Origin of the sequence: Bacteroides gallinarum DSM 18171 = JCM 13658, from assembly GCF_000374365.1 — a bacterium.
Classification (GTDB): domain Bacteria; phylum Bacteroidota; class Bacteroidia; order Bacteroidales; family Bacteroidaceae; genus Bacteroides; species Bacteroides gallinarum.
Genome location: NZ_KB894129.1, coordinates 57,744 through 77,570, shown reverse-complemented (window position 1 = coordinate 77,570; position 19,827 = coordinate 57,744). Strand labels below are relative to the sequence as shown.

The 19,827-nt window shown below is 47.7% G+C and carries 20 protein-coding genes; 7 read left to right on the top strand and 13 right to left on the bottom strand.

Features of this window, described 5'->3' with window-relative positions; genetic code table 11:
* Positions 1-69: 69 nt before the first annotated feature.
* From C233_RS0110115 to C233_RS0110100, 4 genes are read right to left on the bottom strand one after another with little or no spacing between them, the layout of a single operon-like run.
* Positions 70-561 (bottom strand): hypothetical protein, encoded by a 492-nt coding sequence (locus C233_RS0110115; protein WP_018667480.1) that lies wholly within the window; start codon positions 559-561, stop codon positions 70-72.
* Positions 562-579: 18 nt separating this feature from the next.
* The gene (locus tag C233_RS0110110) at positions 580-930 is read right to left on the bottom strand and encodes a hypothetical protein (RefSeq protein WP_018667479.1); all 351 of its coding nucleotides are present in this window, start codon (positions 928-930) and stop codon (positions 580-582) included.
* Positions 927-1,379: a hypothetical protein gene (locus C233_RS0110105; protein WP_018667478.1), complete on the bottom strand. Its 453-nt coding sequence runs from the start codon at positions 1,377-1,379 to the stop codon at positions 927-929. Before C233_RS0110105 ends, C233_RS0110110 begins: the two co-directional genes overlap by 4 nt.
* A 35-nt stretch (positions 1,380-1,414) precedes the next feature.
* On the bottom strand, positions 1,415-2,404 hold the full coding sequence (locus tag C233_RS0110100) for a hypothetical protein (RefSeq protein WP_018667477.1): 990 nt from the start codon (positions 2,402-2,404) through the stop codon (positions 1,415-1,417).
* 513 nt (positions 2,405-2,917) lie between these two features.
* Here C233_RS0110100 and C233_RS0110095 point away from each other — a divergent pair.
* Together C233_RS0110095 and C233_RS0110090 are read left to right on the top strand one after the other, a co-directional pair.
* Entirely contained in the window at positions 2,918-3,520 is a 603-nt protein-coding gene (locus C233_RS0110095) for a recombinase family protein (RefSeq protein WP_018667476.1), read from the top strand.
* Between the two features lie 14 nt (positions 3,521-3,534).
* Entirely contained in the window at positions 3,535-4,290 is a 756-nt protein-coding gene (locus C233_RS0110090; protein WP_025068906.1) for an LEM-3-like GIY-YIG domain-containing protein, read from the top strand.
* Positions 4,291-4,371: 81 nt separating this feature from the next.
* On the opposite strand, the gene C233_RS0110085 is transcribed toward C233_RS0110090, so the two are convergent.
* From C233_RS0110085 to C233_RS0110045, 8 genes are all read right to left on the bottom strand, one after another.
* Positions 4,372-4,716, bottom strand: a complete 345-nt coding sequence (locus C233_RS0110085) for a hypothetical protein (protein ID WP_128081936.1) — start codon at positions 4,714-4,716, stop codon at positions 4,372-4,374.
* A gap of 11 nt (positions 4,717-4,727) precedes the next feature.
* The gene (locus tag C233_RS0110080; protein WP_018667472.1) at positions 4,728-5,081 is read right to left on the bottom strand and encodes a hypothetical protein; all 354 of its coding nucleotides are present in this window, start codon (positions 5,079-5,081) and stop codon (positions 4,728-4,730) included.
* A 20-nt stretch (positions 5,082-5,101) separates the two neighbouring features.
* Positions 5,102-5,428, bottom strand: coding sequence for a hypothetical protein (locus C233_RS0110075; protein WP_018667471.1), 327 nt, complete (start codon positions 5,426-5,428; stop codon positions 5,102-5,104).
* A complete protein-coding gene (locus C233_RS0110070) occupies positions 5,425-5,667 on the bottom strand; it encodes a hypothetical protein (protein ID WP_018667470.1) in 243 nt (80 codons plus the stop codon). The genes C233_RS0110075 and C233_RS0110070 overlap by 4 nt, the downstream gene beginning before the upstream one ends.
* An 11-nt stretch (positions 5,668-5,678) precedes the next feature.
* Positions 5,679-5,966, bottom strand: coding sequence for a hypothetical protein (locus C233_RS0110065; protein ID WP_018667469.1), 288 nt, complete (start codon positions 5,964-5,966; stop codon positions 5,679-5,681).
* Positions 5,967-6,373: 407 nt separating this feature from the next.
* The gene (locus C233_RS0110055) at positions 6,374-6,643 is read right to left on the bottom strand and encodes a hypothetical protein (RefSeq protein ID WP_018667467.1); all 270 of its coding nucleotides are present in this window, start codon (positions 6,641-6,643) and stop codon (positions 6,374-6,376) included.
* 21 nt (positions 6,644-6,664) lie between these two features.
* Positions 6,665-7,153: an SLOG family protein gene (locus tag C233_RS0110050; protein ID WP_018667466.1), complete on the bottom strand. Its 489-nt coding sequence runs from the start codon at positions 7,151-7,153 to the stop codon at positions 6,665-6,667.
* Positions 7,150-7,701 carry a hypothetical protein gene (locus C233_RS0110045; RefSeq protein WP_018667465.1) on the bottom strand — a complete coding sequence of 184 codons (552 nt, stop codon included), beginning with the start codon at positions 7,699-7,701 and terminating at the stop codon, positions 7,150-7,152. Before C233_RS0110045 ends, C233_RS0110050 begins: the two co-directional genes overlap by 4 nt.
* Here C233_RS0110045 and C233_RS24510 point away from each other — a divergent pair.
* The 5 genes from C233_RS24510 (at position 7,688) to C233_RS0110020 (ending at position 13,722) form a co-directional block, all read left to right on the top strand.
* On the top strand, positions 7,688-7,969 hold the full coding sequence (locus C233_RS24510; RefSeq protein WP_128081937.1) for a hypothetical protein: 282 nt from the start codon (positions 7,688-7,690) through the stop codon (positions 7,967-7,969). The two genes, C233_RS0110045 and C233_RS24510, sit on opposite strands and share 14 nt — an antisense overlap.
* A 171-nt stretch (positions 7,970-8,140) precedes the next feature.
* Complete coding sequence (locus tag C233_RS0110035; protein ID WP_018667463.1) at positions 8,141-9,373, top strand: AAA family ATPase; 1,233 nt, start codon at positions 8,141-8,143, stop codon at positions 9,371-9,373.
* Between the two features lie 40 nt (positions 9,374-9,413).
* On the top strand, positions 9,414-9,938 hold the full coding sequence (locus tag C233_RS0110030; protein WP_241217545.1) for an RloB family protein: 525 nt from the start codon (positions 9,414-9,416) through the stop codon (positions 9,936-9,938).
* A 95-nt stretch (positions 9,939-10,033) separates the two neighbouring features.
* Positions 10,034-12,079: an AAA family ATPase gene (locus C233_RS0110025; RefSeq protein ID WP_018667461.1), complete on the top strand. Its 2,046-nt coding sequence runs from the start codon at positions 10,034-10,036 to the stop codon at positions 12,077-12,079.
* Positions 12,064-13,722: an ATP-dependent helicase gene (locus C233_RS0110020; protein ID WP_018667460.1), complete on the top strand. Its 1,659-nt coding sequence runs from the start codon at positions 12,064-12,066 to the stop codon at positions 13,720-13,722. The genes C233_RS0110025 and C233_RS0110020 overlap by 16 nt, the downstream gene beginning before the upstream one ends.
* A gap of 674 nt (positions 13,723-14,396) precedes the next feature.
* On the opposite strand, the gene C233_RS0110015 is transcribed toward C233_RS0110020, so the two are convergent.
* Positions 14,397-19,403, bottom strand: a complete 5,007-nt coding sequence (locus C233_RS0110015) for an N-6 DNA methylase (protein WP_026314821.1) — start codon at positions 19,401-19,403, stop codon at positions 14,397-14,399.
* Between the last annotated feature and the right edge of the window lie 424 nt (positions 19,404-19,827).

The window sequence follows — 19,827 nt, the reverse complement described above, 5'->3', positions numbered from 1 at the left end:
TCAATCAAATCAGAATGGATGGCAGGGAAAGGCTCTCATGTAAGCAATCTTTCCATTGGCCAAGGTTTTCTACTGCCATCTGTAATAGTCCTCCACAATGCTGTGGGGCGATTCCAAGTATTCTTTCAGCTTATCGGATGGAGCCGCCCGTACAGTCTGCGGAGGATAGAACACTGCACCGAATACGACTGTGGCCACCGTAATACTGAGGGGCAGCGTATGCGGAACGAAAATCAGTATCATCGCCGCCATTGCCACCCAGAAAAAACAGCGTTTCCGTTGCAGGAAGTCAAACGCCCGTTCTGTATTCTTGTGAGAATACAAGGCTACGCAAACAAGGGATGAGCAGGCCAGTTCATAGACATTTCCAAAGGCATTCAGATGGTAGAAGTGGAACACCATGAGCGAGGCAAGCATGGCCAGCGTGTAGCACCTGCGGAAGCTGCGTCTCCAAACCATGCGCAAATAGAACTGTAGCATGGCGGGGCATTTGCTTTTATAGAGAAACGGCACGACGGCATACGCCAGAATGAAAAGCATATAAAGGATGGGGATAATCATTGTCTGGTGATTTGAGGGTTACAGTTCAAGTTCCAAGTTGATGAGTTTGTGCGAGGCGAGGTGGATGATGTCCTCCGCGTCTTGCATGGAAAGCGTGCCCAACCTGCAACGTTCCTTGAAGCCCGGCCGACGTTTGAGCGAGTTCACCGCACGGTCAAGACGATATTCGGGAATATCCCACACATGCCCTTTTGAATAGGCACCATGAGCTGTCCGTGCCACCAAGGAAAGTACCCTGCAACGGATGGGATGCAAGCCGCCTCCGGAGTGCAGCATGAAGTGGCCGGTACGGTCGGTATCCAGCACATCCACCCACGTGCGGCACTCATGGATGGTGGCGGCTAGTTGCCTGTACAATACTTCCTTCATAGGCAGATGAAGTCTTTGAGCAGTTCCTCTTCCTTGACGGCGTACAGGAGTTTGCCGCCTTTCGCCACCCTCGCAAGTTCCTCGCGGAGTTCGCTGCCCATCACCTCCAATGAATCGTAGAGGGTCACATAGAGCGTGTCGCACTCCATGCGGTCGTCAGCTTGCACATTCAACTTGTGCATGTGGCCGAATCGCGGATTGGAATAAGCGCAGCATCGCTGGCCGAACGGGGTGTCGTTGCTCGGTACATGGTGGTATAGGAGTACCAGTTCCATCTGGTCCTCCAACTCGTCGATAAGTTCCTCGATGGGATAAACTTTGGGCAGGTGGAAGGTGAGCAAGGCGTAATCCTCGTACACCTCCGCTCCTTGGAAAAGGTTTTGTGAAACCAACGCCGGCATCTCCAAGGATGCAAGCGTGATGAACCGGTCGATTTGTTCTTTTTGCATATTGTCGTTTGATGATTTGATTAATATCGGTGTTGTTATTCGTAGCCCAAAATGAATGTTTTCATCAGGATTGTGGGCAATTCTTCCGTTTTCAAAGGAAAGTCAATGCCTTTCAGTTTGGCCAAAGTCTGGGGCATACGTTCTGCCAGTTTCTCCATTGTGCGCAACTGTTCTTCGTCCATGAGCGCATAGGCGAAGCTGTCGAATAAAATCCACGGTTGCAGGATCATCCATAGGTAAGCGGCGGCTTGCCCGTTGTCCGTGATATGCAAGCGTGACAAGCCATCCACACAGGCTTCGGCGTTCTGCAAAAGTCGCCTGTTATTGCGCATTGTCAACAGAATGACCACCTCGGATTTCCCGAACACAGGCTGCTCCTTGCCGGCAAGACCGATGATGCCGCGTATAACCTTTCCGGTGTTTCGGGTAATGCCGTCCAATGGCGTGTTCCCGGAACTAAGCGATGGTAAATGAAGCAGGAACGAGCGGAACGCCACATCCTCTTGCCGGAGGAAGTCAATGGCATCTTCCTTGGTTCGCAGACCTTTGGCAAGGTTACCTTCCAATAACTTGTTATACATGCGGATTACCTCTTTGCCGCTGCCTTTATAAACAGGGATTGCGCTTGCCTTGCGGTAGAATAGATGGACGGAACCGGCCAGCTTTTGTGACATGGAGTCCATTTCTACATCGTTCAAACCACGTATTACAGCGAGGTAGTCGGCAAAGCTCCTTTTTGGGTTGTTTATCAAGTGTGCCATTTGCAAGGCGATAGAGTCGCCGAGGGCAATATGGTTGCCGTTAGCATGGGCGTGTCTGTTGTTTGCCGTGTCACTTGACAGGGCAAATGACACGGCGGCATCCAGCTTTTTCCATTCTTTGGTCAACGAAATGATTTCGTCCGTGCCGGCACTTCTTCTACCTTTGAGCGATTGGAAGAAATCGTTGTAAGCCGCCATCGCTTCCTCTGCCGTGGTGAGGTCATCTTTATGGGAAGGATGGCATCCCAAGAGCAGTGCTGCCATCAAGAGTAGGCGAACGATGTTTGTAGTATGATTTTTTAGAGTTGATAATGATTGGCAATTGCCACCTGAAATACGCAGCGGTTTGACCTGCCATCTGACCAACCGTTCTTTTGATTCTGTCTGTTTCATTGGAGTAAATTTGTTATTGACGGCGCAAAATTATAGCAAGGGATTTACAATGCGCCTATGGGTATTGCGTTGTTATTCATTCTTATGAAATCATACTCGAAATATGATTTTACTAATTGTTTGTCAGTCTGTTAGTGGATAACAAATGACACAAAAAAGATTTTTGTCGGTCAAAGGGCATAAAGGGGTATTGGGCCTTGAAACAGGCATGAAAGAGCTGTCGGCAAGGGTGGCGACTTGTGCAGGGCATCTGCCGTACAAGGCGACAACTGCGTGTACAAAAGTTTGTGGCCACAAGAACAAGTTTCCTATGGAATCCACCGTCATTTCCACAGAAAAATCATACTTTTGCAACCGAAACACTAATCAGATCAGAACTATTCAATGGCTATACTAGGCTACTTGCCGTATCTTCCCAAGTATGCGGAGGGAGCGGCTGACAGGAAATGGATGGAGGACTTCGGCTGTGACCGCATCGTGGAAGAAAAGCCCGAAGAAGGGATATGGCGAATGGGATGGAACACACTATTGGCGAGCATCGGCAAGGGAGACACGCTGGTCGTTTCCAAACTCGCGCACGCCGTCAAGGGTGCACGGCAGCTGTCATTCTTTCTGGAGTTTTGCAGGATAAAATCGGTACGGTTGATTGCCCTGCATGACGGCATTGATTCGGACAATGAACTGTTCCCTGAAACCCAGACATCGGACTTGCTTAGAGTGATTGCCCGGTTGCCCGAAGAGGCTAACGCAGTGCGCAAAATGACATCCCAACCGGGGCGGTGGACAAAAGGGACAAAGGTGCTTTCCCAAGCCGCTTACGGGCGTGTGGAACGGAATAAGCGTGTGGTGAATATGTATAAAAGCGGGTACACCATTGATGATATTTGGAAGACCAGCGGCTTCCGTAGCCGCAGTTCCATTTTCCGTGTGCTGAAGGATGCTGGAGTGGAACTGAAACGTTTCCGGGGCAAGGCGAAAGACAACTAAAAAGGCTGGCGACCATGCAACGAACAGGATTCAACCAGTCCGTCATAGACAAGCTCAATTATTATGTGTATTGCTTGGTTGACCCAAGGAATAACCGGATATTTTATATAGGGAAAGGGCATGGAAACCGTGTGTTCCAACACGCCTTATGTGCCATGACATCAACAGATGAAACGCTGAAACTCCAGACTATCAGGGAGATTATTCAGGATGGCAAAGAAGTGAAACACTATATAATAAGGCACAACCTCACGGATGAGCAGGCCTATATCGTGGAATCGACCCTTATCGACTTGCTGACATTCCATGATTTTAATTTGGAAAGCGTCTTGACCAATATCCAGGCCGGGCATCATCAATGGGATGAGGGCATCAAATCAACAGAGGAGATAAATGCCTTATATGATTGCGAGCCTTTGACAACATTTGGCAAAGACCGTTTGATGGCGGTCAAGCTCAACCGCACATACCAACCTAAAGGCGATGTGGAGGAAGTGTACAAAAGGGAAAATATGTACGAAAAGGCACGGAAATACTGGAAAGTGAATGTGGGCAGGGCACAATCCGCAGATTATATCTTGGCCGTATATGAGGGAATTGTCCGTGCCGTTTTCAAACCGCATAAATGGTATGCTGTCGAAGAACCCAAATTGTTTGCAGGGACACGTTACGCCTTTGAGGGTGAAGAAGTCCTTAATTCGCCATACTTGAACAAAGATGTGTCGGAGTATGTGCAAGGCCAATCCCCTGTCAGGTACATCAATTTCTGACTTGTTGCTAAATGGGAAAAAGGATAGACGGGTATGGTTTACTTGAAATCACATACCCAAACTATCCCATAGTTACATCAGTCAGGCTGTCTGCCTTTGCCGGGCCAATGTGTTTTGGAGGGCATCGTTCAGTTGCATCAGCCAAATGTGGCTACCGCATGGAAGTTGCTGTTCGTCCAAGATAAAGGGCAGGGAATGGTCTGCCACTTGTACTTTCAACCGTTCTCCGTCAAAGCTAAGCCCTGTTAGCGTTCCGCTGCGTGTGCGACCATCTTCGTCAGTCCAACCCATGCGGACATCACCGCCCAATGGCACGGATTGGAGTTGCCCCTCTTGAATTGTTTGCTTGACGGCTTGCAGGGCGTTGTGCTTCATGCTGTCAAGGACAGCCCCGATGGATTGGGGCGTAGATGTTCTTGTAATCATAAGTTGTCCGTTTATGAAAAACATTCCTTCCAAAGAAACCGTTGATACTCGGCTTCGTCCTTGCCCCGCTCGATGGCTTCATCAATGACACGGCCAAGTTCGTCGAAATACACTTCCTCGCCGATGCACTCTGTGCCGGCATAGTTCTGCAAATAAACCTCGTAGTAGTCCAATGCGTTGTAAGCGATGATGACATTGCCACTGAACAACCGTCCTTGCACATGGAATTTAAGGGCTGCCATGCCCTTGTATTCCGTTGCCACAAAATTTTCGATGCCCCATGAACGAATGACATTCAACGGGGTCATGCCTACCAGTTGGTCTTTGATGGCATTCGCCATCTCTAATACAAAATCTTTATCCATATTCAATTCTATTATTATGATTAGTCAAAATTTTCTTCTTCCTCGATGATTACGCTGACATTCCTTTTGCCATAGATGCGCCAGAATGCTTGCACTATGACATCAAACAGACTGTCGCTTTCCGTGTACCCAATGTCCAGCTCCTTCGTCCAATAGTCGAAGCTGAAATCAGCCGTTTCGCCCGAATAACGGTCAGCCGTGTTGTAAACCGTTATATCCACATAGTCGGTCGTGCCACTTTGTAGGCTTACCAAATGCCCATAATAACAGAACTCCATGTTGTTGGAGGGGCTGGTGGTAATTTTCTCCACCAGCCTGCGAATGTAATTGTATCTTTTCCTGTTCATAGCGGCACCATTTCATCAATTCCTACCGTAAACCCATAGCCGTCCTCCGTGCGGAACTCATACAGCCGTTCAAGGTCGTGCAGCACTTCGCCTTTGCCGAAATTCTCCATTGCTCCCTCTATCTCCACATTCATGGCGGCTTTCGCACGTTCAAGGGTGGCATACAAGGCATGGCAGTCTGACACGCAGTCATTTTGTTCAATCAAGGTGTAAACCAGATACACAGCGTTCTTTTCCATGGTCCAATGTTTTAGATGTGTGGGATATAATGTCCGTTCTCTTCCAAGTAAGCCACGATGTCTTTTGCTTCCTCATGCGATGCACGGTTGCGGTCATCATACCGCCTTTTGTCATCGGCTATCACCACCAGGCACTCCTTCAATAGCTTATAGAGTTTTTGCTGCAAAGTCGGGTGCATCAGTGGGATGGAGGCGGCAAAGGTTGCATAGTCAAAGCCGTAGTCGTTCAACGCATTTTCCACCTGCATGGCAAGGCGGTACTCTTTCGTTTCTTTGAGGTTGTCAAATTTCTTGTTCATATCCGTAGATGTTTAAGTGAAACTTTTCCCTTTCATCGGCTCCTTTCCCCGAAGCCTGTTTGGGATTTACGGATGCTTGGTCCGGACATCGGTCCTGCTTCACCTGACGCTTTTTCTTGCCGAATACGCTCCGCAGGAGGAAGATTCCGCAAGAAATCCATTTCAAAGCGTAACAGGTCAAGCGCGATGCCCGACATTCGCAGCCGGAAAGCCAAACAGTGAGGGGCAAGAGCGAAATGCCATGCAGACAGGTATAAAAGGAGCAATGGTTGGCTATGAGAGGATAAGGGAATTAGGCAAGTATAACAGGGATAAAACCGGGTAAAGCAAGTGCTATAAGTGGAACCGGGCTGGGTAGTCCATGCAGGGAGGTCGTACTCCGACCTCTCCCACATGGATTTCCCTTGTCAGAACCATTCGAGATTATCCCTCCTTAGCTCTTCTACCAGCTCTTTGTCGGGCAAGGCAAGGGTACGCTCATCGGTGAAGAAAAAAATCTCATCGTAGATGTCCGATGCTTCCTTACTGGCAAATCCCTCGTTCCAGTCCTCAAAACTGCCGGGCTGCAAAGCATCAAGCAGGGCTGTGCAGCCTATAATCAGATATTCGCCTTGGTTGTCTTTCACCATGCGGCATGGGTACTCCACACCGCCAAATTCAATATTCGCTGTAATCATACGTTTGTATGGTTAAATGGGTTAGTATAAATTGGTTATCTCCAAATTCATGCGCTTTGCCCTGCGGCAAGTATAGAACGTGCCGCCTTTCGGCTCGCCATTGTAGTAGGCGATGATGTGGCTGGCTCGCTCCAGCATATAGTCGTTACGCCGAAGGAAACAGCCGTCAAAGTAAGTTTCGCTCAAGCATACCATATCGTCAGCCTTGCCAAGAATGGAACGATACCTCTCTTTGTCCGCCGGGTTGAACTTGCAGGATTGCCCACGGAAAGGAATGACGGCTGTCAGCCGGATGTCGGAATAGTCGGCTTTCATCGCCAACAGTGTTTCAGCCGCAAGCATGTCAAAGCCTGCCGCCATGCCGCAAAGGAAGTGGCGGATGCCCGAATGGTAGCAACCCGTGATTGCCCTTTCAAGATTGGTTTTTAACTGCTGTCTGTCCTTGTAGCGGATAAAACGGTGTCCTGTGAACGCTGCCGTCTTTGTAATATCTGTCCGTATCATCATCATACCTTGTAGAATGTCTTTGCCAAGAACAAACCGCCCAACACGTTTGCCCCACACGCTTCCAAGTTGTCGGCTGTGGTGGCATAGGATATGCCTTTGGTGATGATGTCGTCAAAGAGCAACACATCTTTGCCCTTGAAGAAATCAGTGTCATAGTCTGCCATTTGTGCCGTCCGAGCCTCGGTTTCGTCCTTTCGGTGTTCGTGTACTGCCAACCGTCCTGCCGACACCTGCATATGGGGATAGCCGTTGATGGCATGGGTGAGTTCGCATACCCTTTCCGAAAAACGCTTGTAGCGCAGTTCGTTCTTCTCTTGCGTTGATGCAGGTACGCAGGTGAATACGATGCTTGTGAGCCGACTGCCGAAAAGCTCTTGCAAGTGCTTGGCGGTCATTAGGGCTACTTGCTCGTATGCCCGCCCGTCCTTGAAGTCCCAAATAGTCTGTCGGTCAGCCTTTTGCTGCTCGCCCACATTCTTGATGCGTACCGGATAGTATTTCATCAGCCACACCATTACTTTGTTTGCCTGTCCTGTTATGTTCTTGTCCATCGCCATTGTTTTTGAGGGTTTGACTTCTTCCCCTGCCTTCGGCTCCTTTACAAGCCAGCATCGGGGTTATTTTTCTGCCTCGTCAACGGGCAAAGGACAACCGGCAAATCCGGTGGTGGAAATACGCTTTCCGTGCAACAGAAAGGAAGATTTCCGCAACCACCCGTGGTGGCTTGCCGGATTTGCAAGGCTTGGACACGGCCTGTTAGTTTTGCAGGGAAATAACCAGAAGCAGGTGCAGGATGGCATAGAACAAGGAAGATGGTGATTGGGAATGATACAAGAGGTGTATTGGGTTATGACAGGTACAAGGCATAGATTGTACAATCAGGTCTGAAATGTTAAAAGTGTACTTAAATTACATGATTCCCTTATAAATTGGCTGAAACATCAAACTTAAAGGCTATTTTTGCAACATAACTACAAAATAAAGGATTAAATGATACTGAAAATCGAATTGGAAAACTTCTTCTCCATCAAGGATAGGATAAGAATCGATTTCAGGGCTGCCAGCATTAACACTGCTCAAGCCCGGGAGTTGTCCTATAATGTGATGAGTTGGAAAGGTGTGCCCGTACTCAAGTCTGTGGGACTTTTCGGCCCGAATGCGTCAGGCAAGTCGAACATCCTGAAAGCAATCTCGTTTTGCTGTCGGATGATACTGGAGTCGCATCAACACAACGAAGGCGTGACGTTCAACTTCGAGCCGTTCAAGTTCGACGGTTGCCCCAATCAGTCCAGCCGCTTCCTGATAGATTTCGTGTGCGAGGATGTGGAATATGAGTATGCTTTCGAGCTTACCCGCGAGCGCATCATAAGCGAGAGCCTGTACCATTACCCAGTCGGTCGCCGTGCCAAGGTGTTCGTGCGCACCGCCGATGGCAAGTACAGCTTTGGTGCCGGGGCAATCACCAAGCCTATGGATGTGGCACTGAACACAAGCGACAAAAACTTGTTCCTAAGCCGTGCGAGTTCCATGAACCGGCCGTTTGCCCAAATGCTGTACCGGTATTTCATGAACCAGTTCCTTCTCGGGCTGGTAAACGTGAACGACCTGATGGTACTAGACAGTTTTAACACCTACAAGCGAGTGATACTGAAAGCCTTGGAAATTTGCGACACCGACATCACCGACATCAAGGTGAGAAAGGAACAGATACCGGCACCCGTGCTTCCGGTTGCGGGACAAACGGAATTGTCGTTCAGGCTCGTGGATGTCCTCCGTTTCAATACCGTTCATCGCAACCAGGGCGATGTGATGTTCGATATGGATATGGAAGAGTCCAACGGAACACGGAAACTCTTCCAAATACTCATCCGCCTGTTGGATGTGGTAAAGAACAGGAAAAGTATCATGATGGACGAGTTCGACATGGGGCTTCACACCCGTTTGGCCGATTTCATACTCGACCTGATACATGCCTCTGAAAGCAGCCAACTGTTGTTTACCTCGCACAATACCAACCTGATAGACGTGAAGCGGCTGCGGCGCGACCAGATTGTCTTTGTAAACAAGACTGAGAATGCTGCCACCATCGTCTATTCCCTGTACGACTTCAAGGATTTCCGTGAGAATATGGATGCCGAGAAAGGGTATATACAAGGCCGCTTCGATGCAGTGCCTTACGTGGACTCGTCCGTCGAGAGCATCAAGCAAATATTGGAGGGCTGAAGCGATGGCGAGCAAGAGAGAAAAAACCGCACCTATGCGGATGCGAAAGATAATTCTCGTTATCTGCGAGGGTGAGACGGAGGAAAGTTACGTGAACCTGCTGAAAAGATGGTACAAGTTGCCTATCAGGATTGTATCGCGCGTGGCTGGCACGAGGGTATCGCCTTCGTTTGTCGAGAAGCGGACAAACGAACTGAAAATCTCACGGGAAGACGACGTGCAGGCATATCTCATGTATGATATGGATGTAGAGGCCATCAACGAGAAACTGCGTTCGTGTAAAGCCGGCCTCTTGTTGAGCAACCCATGCTTTGAACTTTGGCTGTTGCTGCATGCGAAAGATCAAAGGTCGGCTGTCAGCAGTGACGAGGTCATCAAGGCACTAAGGGACAGTAATCCCGTTTGGCAGAGATATGCGAAATCTGTTTTTACCGACAAGCAGAAAGATTTTCTGAAAGAATACACTCCCATTGCCATAGATAGAGCCATGCACTTGGCTGAATTCGACAACCCTTCTTCGGGTGTCTATAAGCTGATACGGAAATTGGAGAACGAACATAGATAAGCGAAAGTAACTAAAGATACACTTTTCATAACATCAATATGCAATAAGTATAAGAATTTTCAACCCAAGTTAGGTTAAGGAAAGGAATATAAACTATGTATATCAAAGAGATTAAAATTTCAAACTTCCGTAACTTCAAGGATGCTTCGGTACCTTTCCATGAAGGAGTAAATGTCATAATAGGACATAATAATACAGGCAAAAGTAACCTGCTTCGTGCAATAGGGTTAGTGCTTGGCTATAGTGATGGTCGTAGGTTGGGTACGAGTGACTTATTTTATGAAACAGATGTGGCAACGCTTCAACAGCGATCTCCACGTATCCAAATAATTCTTGTCCTTCATAGAAGTGATGGTGAAGAGTTGGATTCAGCAGAAATGGGGCTGTTCTCTGGCATGATGACAGATCCAGTATTAAGCGAAGAAACACAATTGAGATACGAGTTTAAATTGGATGACACACAAGAGGATAACTATAAAACAGATGTTGCTAGAGCTACTACAGCCAAAGATATATGGAAAATCATAAATCATGACTACATCAGATTCTATAGGAGCTATCGCTCTGGTGGAAGTCAGATGGCAGGTGTAAGCGTTAATGATGCTTTGGGTCAGATTGACTTCCAGTTCCTTGATGCCATTCGGGATGTCAGTCACGACCTATATGCTGGTTATAATCCGCTCCTTAGGGATGTTCTGAATTTCTTCATTGATTACTCGGTTAAGAATGATACCACAAAGACAGAGGATGAGATAAAGGAACAGTTGAAAGCCTTAAGAGATGATTTTGTCCAACAGTCTAGGCCACTGATGCAAACTTTACAAGATAGGTTACAGGATGGGAAGAATGTATTTCTGAAGTACGCACTCGATACAGGCGCGACATTCAATGGAGCCGTGCCAAATTTTGATGGAGAGGTAACGGAGAATGAGATGTTTGCAGTGTTGAGAATGATTATCAAGTATACTGTTGGTATAGAAGTGCCAGCAACGTATAATGGATTAGGTTATAACAATCTAATCTATATGTCGCTTTTGCTTGCAAAAATGCAGGCAGACAGTAGCGTCACCTACATGAAACGCAATGCCAAGGTACTCTCATTCCTCGCTGTAGAAGAATGTGAAGCACACCTGCATCCAGCTATGCAATACAAGTTTCTACAGTTTCTACAGGATAACAATGCCAATGGACATGTACGCCAAATATTTATGACTTCACATTCTACTCAGATCGCATCAGCCGTGAAACTAGATGACTTGATTTGCCTAACTTCACCAGTATTAGGGCAGATTAATGTTGGCTATCCGCGTGTCATTTATAGAGAAGATAATGTTGAAGATGTGATATCTAAGCAATATGTTCAGAGATTTTTGGATGCAACCAAAGCGGATATGTTTTTTGCTAACAGATTGATATTCGTTGAGGGCGTTGCAGAGGAGTTGTTGCTTCCAGTCTTTGCTAGATATATGAATAAAAACCTTACAGATGAGCATGTACTGGTAGTGAATATGGGTGGTCGCTATTTCAACCACTTTCTAAAGTTGTTTGATACGAACAATCCATACACTATCAACAAGAAGATAGTCTGTTTGACTGACATTGACCCCTGTAGAAAAAAGAAAGAACCTGACGGGGAATATGAAGTTTGCTACCCATATGAGTACAATATAGATACAGAAAACTACGACTATAAGCATCATGCAGATGCAGAGGTAGATCAATATGCTGACCATCCCAACATCAGGTTCTACAGGCAAGATGTAAAGTATGGAAAAACACTGGAATATGATATAATGCGTGAGAATCCCGATTGTGAACTGCTGCTGACTAACTCTGTTTCCAATAAGAAGGAGATAAAAGCTATGATGGCAGAACAGGATGTGAACGAGATGATAAGTAAAATGCGAAGTAGCGAGGCAAATACCCGCATCAAGGCATCTATAGGTGTATCGGGATGGTCGGATGAAGAAAAACGAAAAGCCTTACTTGCATCACGTTATTTGAACTCCGTTTCAAAAGGCAGCAATGCACTGGAACTAAACGTGGCACTTATGGCTAATCTAGAGGAACCTGCAGCAGATAGAAAAGAGTTCAATGTACCCAAATATATTGTTGACGCATTAACATGGCTACTATCATAACATCAGAACAAACCATACCTATAGACGAACCGTTTAAGGTAAGTGCTGGGCCTGGTGCGGGAAAGACGCATTGGCTGATAAGTCATATCAAGAATGTGGTGTCAAACAGCCACAAACTTAATGTGGTGAAGAAGGTGGCTTGTATCACTTATACCAACGTGGGTATTGATACCATCACTTCACGTTTGAATATGGGAAATGATGTGGTTGAGGTATGTACCATCCACAGTTTCTTGTATGCCAATGTGATAAAACCTTATGTTCATTTGGTAGCTCAGGAGTTTGAGGTAAAGATTGATGAACTTGTTGTTATAGATGACTCAAATTTCAAATCTGGAGGTGTAGCATCACAGATATTAACAGCCATGGGAAAATCGTGGATAGATACAACAATTTTTCTGAAAGGACTGGGAAAAGCTATGTGGTGCTATGAAAGTCATGAATATAAACATTATAAACCTAAATATCCACAGAAGAGTGGCAAATGGTTTGTGAGTAATGATTGTTATATGGAATTCAAAAAATGGCTTTGGAGGAAAGGGTATATATCGTTTGATGATATTTTGTATTTCTCTTGTATTTTACTTTCGAGATACCCTAACTTATACAAATTGATAAAGGCCAGATATCCATATATTTTCGTGGACGAATTTCAAGACACAATACCTTTTGTAGTTGACTTTCTGACCCAATTAGGCAATGAAGGGGTGATTGTGGGTGTGGTTGGCGACAAAGCTCAATCAATTTATGACTTTCTCGGTGCTACGGTGCAGCAATTTGACAATTTTACTGTATCAGGGATGCAGGAGTATGAGATACGAGGAAATAGACGTAGTACGAAGCAGATAATAGACTTGCTGAATATCATCAGGACTGATTTTTCGCAAGATTGGCTGAATGGGTCAGAAGGGATGGTACCAGAATTGCTTGTAGGCGATATGCTTAACTGTTACCAACAAAGCATAGAAAAGAGTGGAACAGACGAAATACAATCGCTGGCCTTTCAAAACGTACTTGCCAATTCGATGCGTAAAAAGAACGGGGTGAGGGAGGTTGAGAAAGTATTAGAAATAGATTTTGATAGCAATGTAGGTCGTCAGATGATGATAAGAGCGTTGATAAAAGCCGTAGAATATACAAGAATGAATGACTTGCGAAACGCTTGGCATCAGTTAGACATTATCAATCGCGATAGGTCACAAACCATCGTGGTTCTAAGATGCTTGCTGAATGGCTATAAGGATTACAAAGACGGAAATCTGATGGATTTCTACAATTTTCTGGTGAGTGATTTACATATCAAGATGCCTATGATAAAAAGGAAGACAATCAAGGATTTCTACGTGAACCATACATACGTCAACGCTGCCCTTGGGGTGAAGTATGGTGATTCAAATGATAAACATAAGACTATCCATAAATCAAAAGGAGAGGAATTTGATAATGTGTTTGTCATTTTGAAAGATGAAGATGACATAGAGTTCCTGCTATCACCAGACCTTAATGGCAACAATGCACATCGGGTATATTATGTGGCTGCCAGTCGTGCTATTAAACGATTGTTTATTAATGTGCCTACGTTGAGTGCAGAAAACCGAGCAAGGTTTGAAGGTAAACCTATTAATATTTCACATGTATCGTGACCTACGCGTGAGTTCTAAAGAAGTAAGTGTGCATCTGAAACCTCCAGATTGGAAGCCATTTGCAGAATAAGTATGCAAGGGCTTGCAACGGCCTGTTACCTTTGTGGGAAAATAATCCAGGCAGGTGCGGGAAGCGTATGGAACGGAAGATGGTGATAGGAAAATACAAGAGGAAAAGGAAACAAGGAAGTAGAGAAAAAGTTGGACACTATAACTGTTGTATACTTTCGGCTTGGGTGGGTCAAACAATCGCCTGTAAGGCAGACAATAGAGGACGCTTGTTGACCGGGGAGAGGCATACGAGGTTGTTTCAGCAAGGCTGAAGTTCCCGTGTGCCTGCCAAGGACAACGTGCGTCCGTCTGCCCTCCTTGCGTGGGTCTGCCCAATGGACAGACGTGCGCAAGGACAGGCTTCCGCTGATTATTCCGGGTCGGGGAAGCCGGGTATGTCTGGTATAAAAGGAAAATGGCACAAGTCCATAAAAGCAGGGAGAGATACAAGTGGCGGGAACCGCAGGTATGGTTGCGACTGCGCACCTATATATAATAGGTATAGGGCTGCTTGTCTGCCCGTCGGCTTGGGTTGCAAACAAAGACCTTGCTTTGGCAAATGGAAAAATCCCCTGCCGTGTTTCTCAACAAAGCAGGAGAAGGGTGTCAAATATGAATGATGCCTATGCCGCCGGTACTGTCACCGGCTCGGTGCCGGGTGTCGGTACGGTTGGGCGTTCCGCTTCTTCAAGGGTGCGGTTGATGCGCTCCTGCAACTCCTTACACTCCTGTTTGAGCCGTTTAAGTTCTTCTTCCTTGCCCCATTGCTTTGCCATCACTTGTTGCAAGGTGATGATTTCTTCCTCCAAATGTTTTTGCCGCTCAGCTTGGCGTTCCATCAGCTTGGGTATGTTTTCCAAGGTGGTCTGTGGGAACACCGCAGCCGCCGCAAAACTCGGTGGCAATGAGCCGGACATACCGCACTTGTATTTCAAGCCGCTCTTGCCCTCCACGAAAAACGTGTTGCGGTCAAAGCTGCCGTCAAGACGGTACTCGCTGCGTACTAACAACCGCAAGCCATTGTAACAGCCGATGGGCGTAAAGTCGCCACGGTGTTTCCTTGACAGTGTATGCAAGGCTCGCCCTGTTTCCTCGGCTGTCAGTTGGGTATCACCGTTTATCTCAATGGCGCAATCTTCCTTATGCGTGTTGAAATACTCCCAATCTTTTGTCATGCGCCCGATGTTGCGTTTGCAGGTGTCTATCTCTTGACGGTTGCCCCCAACCTTGCGCTCCGCACGGTAACGCTCCTTGTTGAAAGCCGCTTGTTCCTTTTCCAACTGCATGATTTTGTTGTCAAGTTTCGCCTTTTCCAAAAGGTCGGTGTTGCCCGAAAGGATGGCCACGAACTCGGCGAAATTCATGCCTGTGTCCTCGTCCATGCCGTCCTCGTCTATGCGGCGCACGGCGATAGTGCCGTTGTTGATTTGGTTGATGAAAAGCTGTTTGTTGCGCAAGAGGTTGAACTTGTAAGCGTCCAAGGTCTTTTCCGTGCCATAGATGATGATGTCAACCACGTTGCCGCCCCACAGCTTCACGGTGTTGCCTTTGCGCACCGCCCGACCGTTGCGCTGCTCCAAGTCGGCTGGGCGCCAGGGAATCTCTAAATGATGCACCGCCACCGCCCGCTGCTGGGCGTTGACACCTGTCCCCAACATGGAAGTTGACCCGAACAGCACACGGATAGTGCCGTTGTTCATGCCCTCAAATATCTTTTTCCTCGCCTTTTCGGTCTTGGCGGTCTGGATGAATTGGATTTCAGAGGCAGGAATGCCCATCGCCACCAGCTTGTCCTTGATGTCTTGGCAGATGTTCCACTCGTTCGGCTTGTATGTGGAAAGGTCGCTAAACACGAACTGTGTGCCACGGTGGGCGTTCGATTTCACATAATACTCATAGATGGTCTGTGCGCAACGTGAAGCTTTGTTGGCAGGGTCATCGCTGAACTGGTCGCCCAACAGGCGCATATCCAAAGCCATTTTCCGTGCCACGTTGGTAGCGATTAGCATCTTCGCCTTGTCCATGTGTTCGGGCGCAGGGATTTCCAAGCCCAAGTCCGACCATTCACCGCTGTTGGCGAAACGCACCAACCGTTCAATCATCGCCTCCTGTTCCATAGTCGGCTTGTCCGAGAGGAACCGCACGTTCTTTTCGGGAATGTCGAGATTTATCATTTCTGCCGTGCGGTAATCCGTTATCTCACGCAGGAAAGCCGCCAATTCGGGTACTTTGATGTAAGTCCTAAACCGTTCTTTTCGCTTGATGGAGCCTGTCACGTTCAATTCGTAGTCAGTCGTTTTCTTTGTAAAGATAGCCGCCCATGCGTCAAAACAGCTTATCCGTTGCTTGGCAAGTTCCTTGGGGCGCAAATACTTGAAAAGCACATATAATTCGGTCAGGGCGTTCACCACCACCGTACCCGAAAGGAACGTAGCTCCCAAGTCCTTGCCTGTGCGCTCCTGTATGTCACGGATGGCAATCAGTAAATTCATGGCTCTTTGAGAACCTTGGTTGTTGCCGATACCAGCCACCCTTGTGTGGCGTGTCTGGAACATCAAGTTCTTGAAGTAGTGGCACTCATCTACAAATATGTGGTCTATGCCCATTGTATGGAAGTCTATGCCGTTGTCTTTCTTTTCCTCGATGCGTTTTCTCAGTGATTGAAGGTCGGATTTAAGGTTTTCCTGCCGTCTTTCCAATCCCTTCTGCATACGGCGGTTTCGCCATGCCATGCCGCTCTCCTCCAACACTTGCAGGGAGCGTTCCACATCGTCAAGCTCCTGCTGCATGATGCGCAGCATGGTTTGTTCGGACTGCGGTATCTTGGCAAACTGGTCATGTGTCAGAATGATGCAATCCCAATTATTGTTCTTGATTTTGCTGAAAAGTTCCTCACGGCTGGCTGGAGTGAAATCTTCCTTACCCGGATAGAGCAGCTTGGCAAAAGGATATGCCTTTCTGAAACACTCGGCTATCTCATGCACATTGGCTTTCAGCCCTATTATCAAAGGCTTCTGCACCAAGCCCAAGCGTTTCATTTCGTAGGCCGCCACGCACATCACCATCGTTTTCCCTGCGCCGACCTCGTGCCAACATACACCGCCGCCGTTCTGCTTAATCATCCAAACAGCGTCTTTCTGTGAGCGGTAAAGTTCTTTATATGGGAATTGCTCAAAAGAAAGTCCGGGAAAGGTCTGTGCCGAGCCATCGTAGGACGGACGCACATAGCAGTTAAAACGCTCGTTATAGAGCCTTACCAACTCGTCACGGACGGCGATAGACTGGCTGTCAAGCCAAGCATTGAACTTGCCCCTAATCTCCTGTATCTTGTTTGCCACCTCCTGCATGGCTTCTTCATCGGGAACTTTCACATATTCGCCGCCACGCATCACTTCTTTCTTGATTTCGGGAACGGTATCATGCAGGGCATAGGCAAACAGTTTCTCGCCCGTGTAACCATGCGAACAGTAGAGATTGTATGCGGCAGGGGAATAACCATGCAGGGATATGACATAGGTGTCGTTCACCTCAAAGTACATCACATCGGCCTTGACCCCAAACAAATGCTCGGCAAAGTCGGCATAGACCTCGGTCGGAATCCACCGTTCGCCCATGTTGAAGTCAAGCTCCTCATAAGGTATCAGTTCGGGCGTGACATCTTCCAACGCCCTTACCGTCTTTTCAGTCCAGCCCCTTGCCTGTCCTGCAAGGCCGTGGATATGTCCGGCGAACAATTTGCATTTTTCTATCACGTTTCCGGCAAGTATGCGCCCTTTTTCTTCCCAACAGTCTGTTTCGGGGTTGTAGAACATTTCGCCCTCCAACGCATCTATCACTTCGTTCTCGCTACTGCCTGTGGTTTGGGCGAGGTAATCCATATCCACCTTGCCGTAATAATTCAAGCTGCTAGCCAACGCTTCCATCGGGGTAAGGCGTACAGACATATCTATCTTCTTGAAAGCCACAGGCTCGCGCATGATGTCGGCTTTCACTACTTCGCCATGTGCTTGCATTTCGATGGAATACACCTCCAATCCCAGGCTGTCAAGCGTCACCAGTTCCTTGTTGCCGTTTGCATGGAAGTTGCCCCATTTGGCCACAAACGCATCGTATGCCTTGTTCAGCCGCTCACGGAGCAAGGGTTGCTCTTCCCTTGTTTCCGCTTCGCTCTCCGACAATTCAAAGTAAGCCTTTCGCACAGGAAGATAGTCCTTTGCCCGTTCCATGTCCGCACCATTGACTCTAATAGGACTGAACCATGCGGTCATTTCAGAAAAACGGTCGGCTCGTCTGCTTAGGATAGTGCCAAGCTGACCCTCAAACAGCACCAACGCACCGTCTTTCATCCAACCGGGCATTTCGTCCGTGTAGGGTCGTTTTCCTGTGTTTGGCTTGTACTGTGCCGCTGCCGTGGCTTCCCCGAAAAGGTCAAAGAGGGATAGTATCGCTCCCTGTTGTGACTGCGCTTGCTTTTGCCCACCCAACAGGGAGGGCTTGAAATAGTGGGTGAAATTGGCTCTCAATATCTCGGTAAGCCGTTGTAGCATGGCTTCTTCTGTGCCGTTCCACTCGTACTTGCGCACCGACTTGCCGAATTGGTTTGTGCCGATGGCCGTGCCTGTGGATAACGTGCTTTGCGGCAAAGAGAATGCCTTGTTTGCATATTCCGTTTCCATGCCTTGCGGAGTGCGCTCCCTGCACGTTTCCAAAAACAGGCGTTCCCTTGCGGTGAGGCCATGCTTGTGGCTGTCCTTTTGCAAGATGATAAGGTCACTGCCTACCTCGATGCCACCCGTCTGCATGAAAAGCGTGTCGGGCAAGCGCAAGGCGGTGATGATATGGGCATGATGCACCAGATAGTCACGCACAAAGCGATTGGACGGGCTGTCAGCCACGCCTCTTGACGTGACGAAAGCCAGCAAGCCGCCCTCACTCAGCAACTCCATCGTCTTGATGAAGAAATAGTTGTGAATGGCTTTGAGGGATTGCTTGTAAGGTGTACCCCTGCGCTCAAAATTCGTATCGAACACGTTTATCGTGCCGAAAGGTATGTTGGACGCTATCACATCGAACTTGTCGTTTTCCAACTCCTGTGTGTCGATGGTTTCAAAGCCGTTAATGACAGTCTTTGCATCGGGGTGCAAGGCAGAAAGCACAAGCCCTGTCGCCAAGTCCTTTTCAAACGCTGCCTTGCAGGTGTCGGGCATTGCCACTGGCAGAAAACCGCCAATTCCAGCCGATGGCTCAAGAAAGGATTTCATTGGCAAACCGTGGGCTCGGAATGTGACTTGTATTTGGTCAGCCACTGCTTCAATGAGAATTTTCGGGGTATAGAAAGCGGTGAGGACGGATGCCTTTATGCTATCCACAAACTCCCTGTATAGCGTTTCATCGCCTTGTGCTACGGATTGCAGTATGCGCACAAGATGGTCTAAAGCCTGTTTCATCTTTTCGGGCATGGGCTTGTTTGTTCCCAAGTCCAGTACCTCTTTGATACCCCCGAAGCCTGAATACAGGGAAAGGGTTTCTCGCTCGGCTGCTGTCGCCGTCCTTTTCTCGTTCCGCACTTGGTAGGCTGTTGCGATGGCTGCCGTGTTTGCTTCCAATGCTTGCAATTTGTTGTAATTCATAGTCTTCATATTTGACAGATTTTGTTCTTTCCCTGCTCTCGGCCTTTCTTCGGTGGCCTGCTGCGGGGTATTTTTCTGCATCCGGGAATGGGGCGGAATGGCTTTTCGGCAAACCGGACTGCGGAAATACGCTTGAAGTGAAGCGCCAAGGAAGATTTCTGCCAAGGACGGTTTGCAACGACAAGACGCGCCACATTTATTTTGCAGCAAAATACCCGCGGCAGAGCATCGAATGGCAGAATGCAATAATTCCGTGTGGAATAGATAGAAAAGGAAGGCGGTCAGCTATAAATGGACAAGCAGATTTATTTTTGGATTCTGTCCGGTCATAACAGGATAATGGGCATTAAAAAAGGTTCGGCATGGCCATAAAAAGGGGATATAACAGGAAAGGCTTGTCAAAAAACAAAGACGGATTGCCGGG

Coding starts and splice junctions, on each gene's coding strand:
- C233_RS0110115 (WP_018667480.1), bottom strand. CDS start 561: ATGATTATCCCCATCCTTTATATGCTTTTCATTCTGGCGTATGCCGTC.
- C233_RS0110110 (WP_018667479.1), bottom strand. CDS start 930: ATGAAGGAAGTATTGTACAGGCAACTAGCCGCCACCATCCATGAGTGC.
- C233_RS0110105 (WP_018667478.1), bottom strand. CDS start 1,379: ATGCAAAAAGAACAAATCGACCGGTTCATCACGCTTGCATCCTTGGAG.
- C233_RS0110100 (WP_018667477.1), bottom strand. CDS start 2,404: ATGGCAGCACTGCTCTTGGGATGCCATCCTTCCCATAAAGATGACCTC.
- C233_RS0110095 (WP_018667476.1), top strand. CDS start 2,918: ATGGCTATACTAGGCTACTTGCCGTATCTTCCCAAGTATGCGGAGGGA.
- C233_RS0110090 (WP_025068906.1), top strand. CDS start 3,535: ATGCAACGAACAGGATTCAACCAGTCCGTCATAGACAAGCTCAATTAT.
- C233_RS0110085 (WP_128081936.1), bottom strand. CDS start 4,716: ATGATTACAAGAACATCTACGCCCCAATCCATCGGGGCTGTCCTTGAC.
- C233_RS0110080 (WP_018667472.1), bottom strand. CDS start 5,081: ATGGATAAAGATTTTGTATTAGAGATGGCGAATGCCATCAAAGACCAA.
- C233_RS0110075 (WP_018667471.1), bottom strand. CDS start 5,428: ATGAACAGGAAAAGATACAATTACATTCGCAGGCTGGTGGAGAAAATT.
- C233_RS0110070 (WP_018667470.1), bottom strand. CDS start 5,667: ATGGAAAAGAACGCTGTGTATCTGGTTTACACCTTGATTGAACAAAAT.
- C233_RS0110065 (WP_018667469.1), bottom strand. CDS start 5,966: ATGAACAAGAAATTTGACAACCTCAAAGAAACGAAAGAGTACCGCCTT.
- C233_RS0110055 (WP_018667467.1), bottom strand. CDS start 6,643: ATGATTACAGCGAATATTGAATTTGGCGGTGTGGAGTACCCATGCCGC.
- C233_RS0110050 (WP_018667466.1), bottom strand. CDS start 7,153: ATGATGATGATACGGACAGATATTACAAAGACGGCAGCGTTCACAGGA.
- C233_RS24510 (WP_128081937.1), top strand. CDS start 7,688: ATGTTCTTGTCCATCGCCATTGTTTTTGAGGGTTTGACTTCTTCCCCT.
- C233_RS0110045 (WP_018667465.1), bottom strand. CDS start 7,701: ATGGACAAGAACATAACAGGACAGGCAAACAAAGTAATGGTGTGGCTG.
- C233_RS0110035 (WP_018667463.1), top strand. CDS start 8,141: ATGATACTGAAAATCGAATTGGAAAACTTCTTCTCCATCAAGGATAGG.
- C233_RS0110030 (WP_241217545.1), top strand. CDS start 9,414: ATGCGAAAGATAATTCTCGTTATCTGCGAGGGTGAGACGGAGGAAAGT.
- C233_RS0110025 (WP_018667461.1), top strand. CDS start 10,034: ATGTATATCAAAGAGATTAAAATTTCAAACTTCCGTAACTTCAAGGAT.
- C233_RS0110020 (WP_018667460.1), top strand. CDS start 12,064: ATGGCTACTATCATAACATCAGAACAAACCATACCTATAGACGAACCG.
- C233_RS0110015 (WP_026314821.1), bottom strand. CDS start 19,403: ATGAATTACAACAAATTGCAAGCATTGGAAGCAAACACGGCAGCCATC.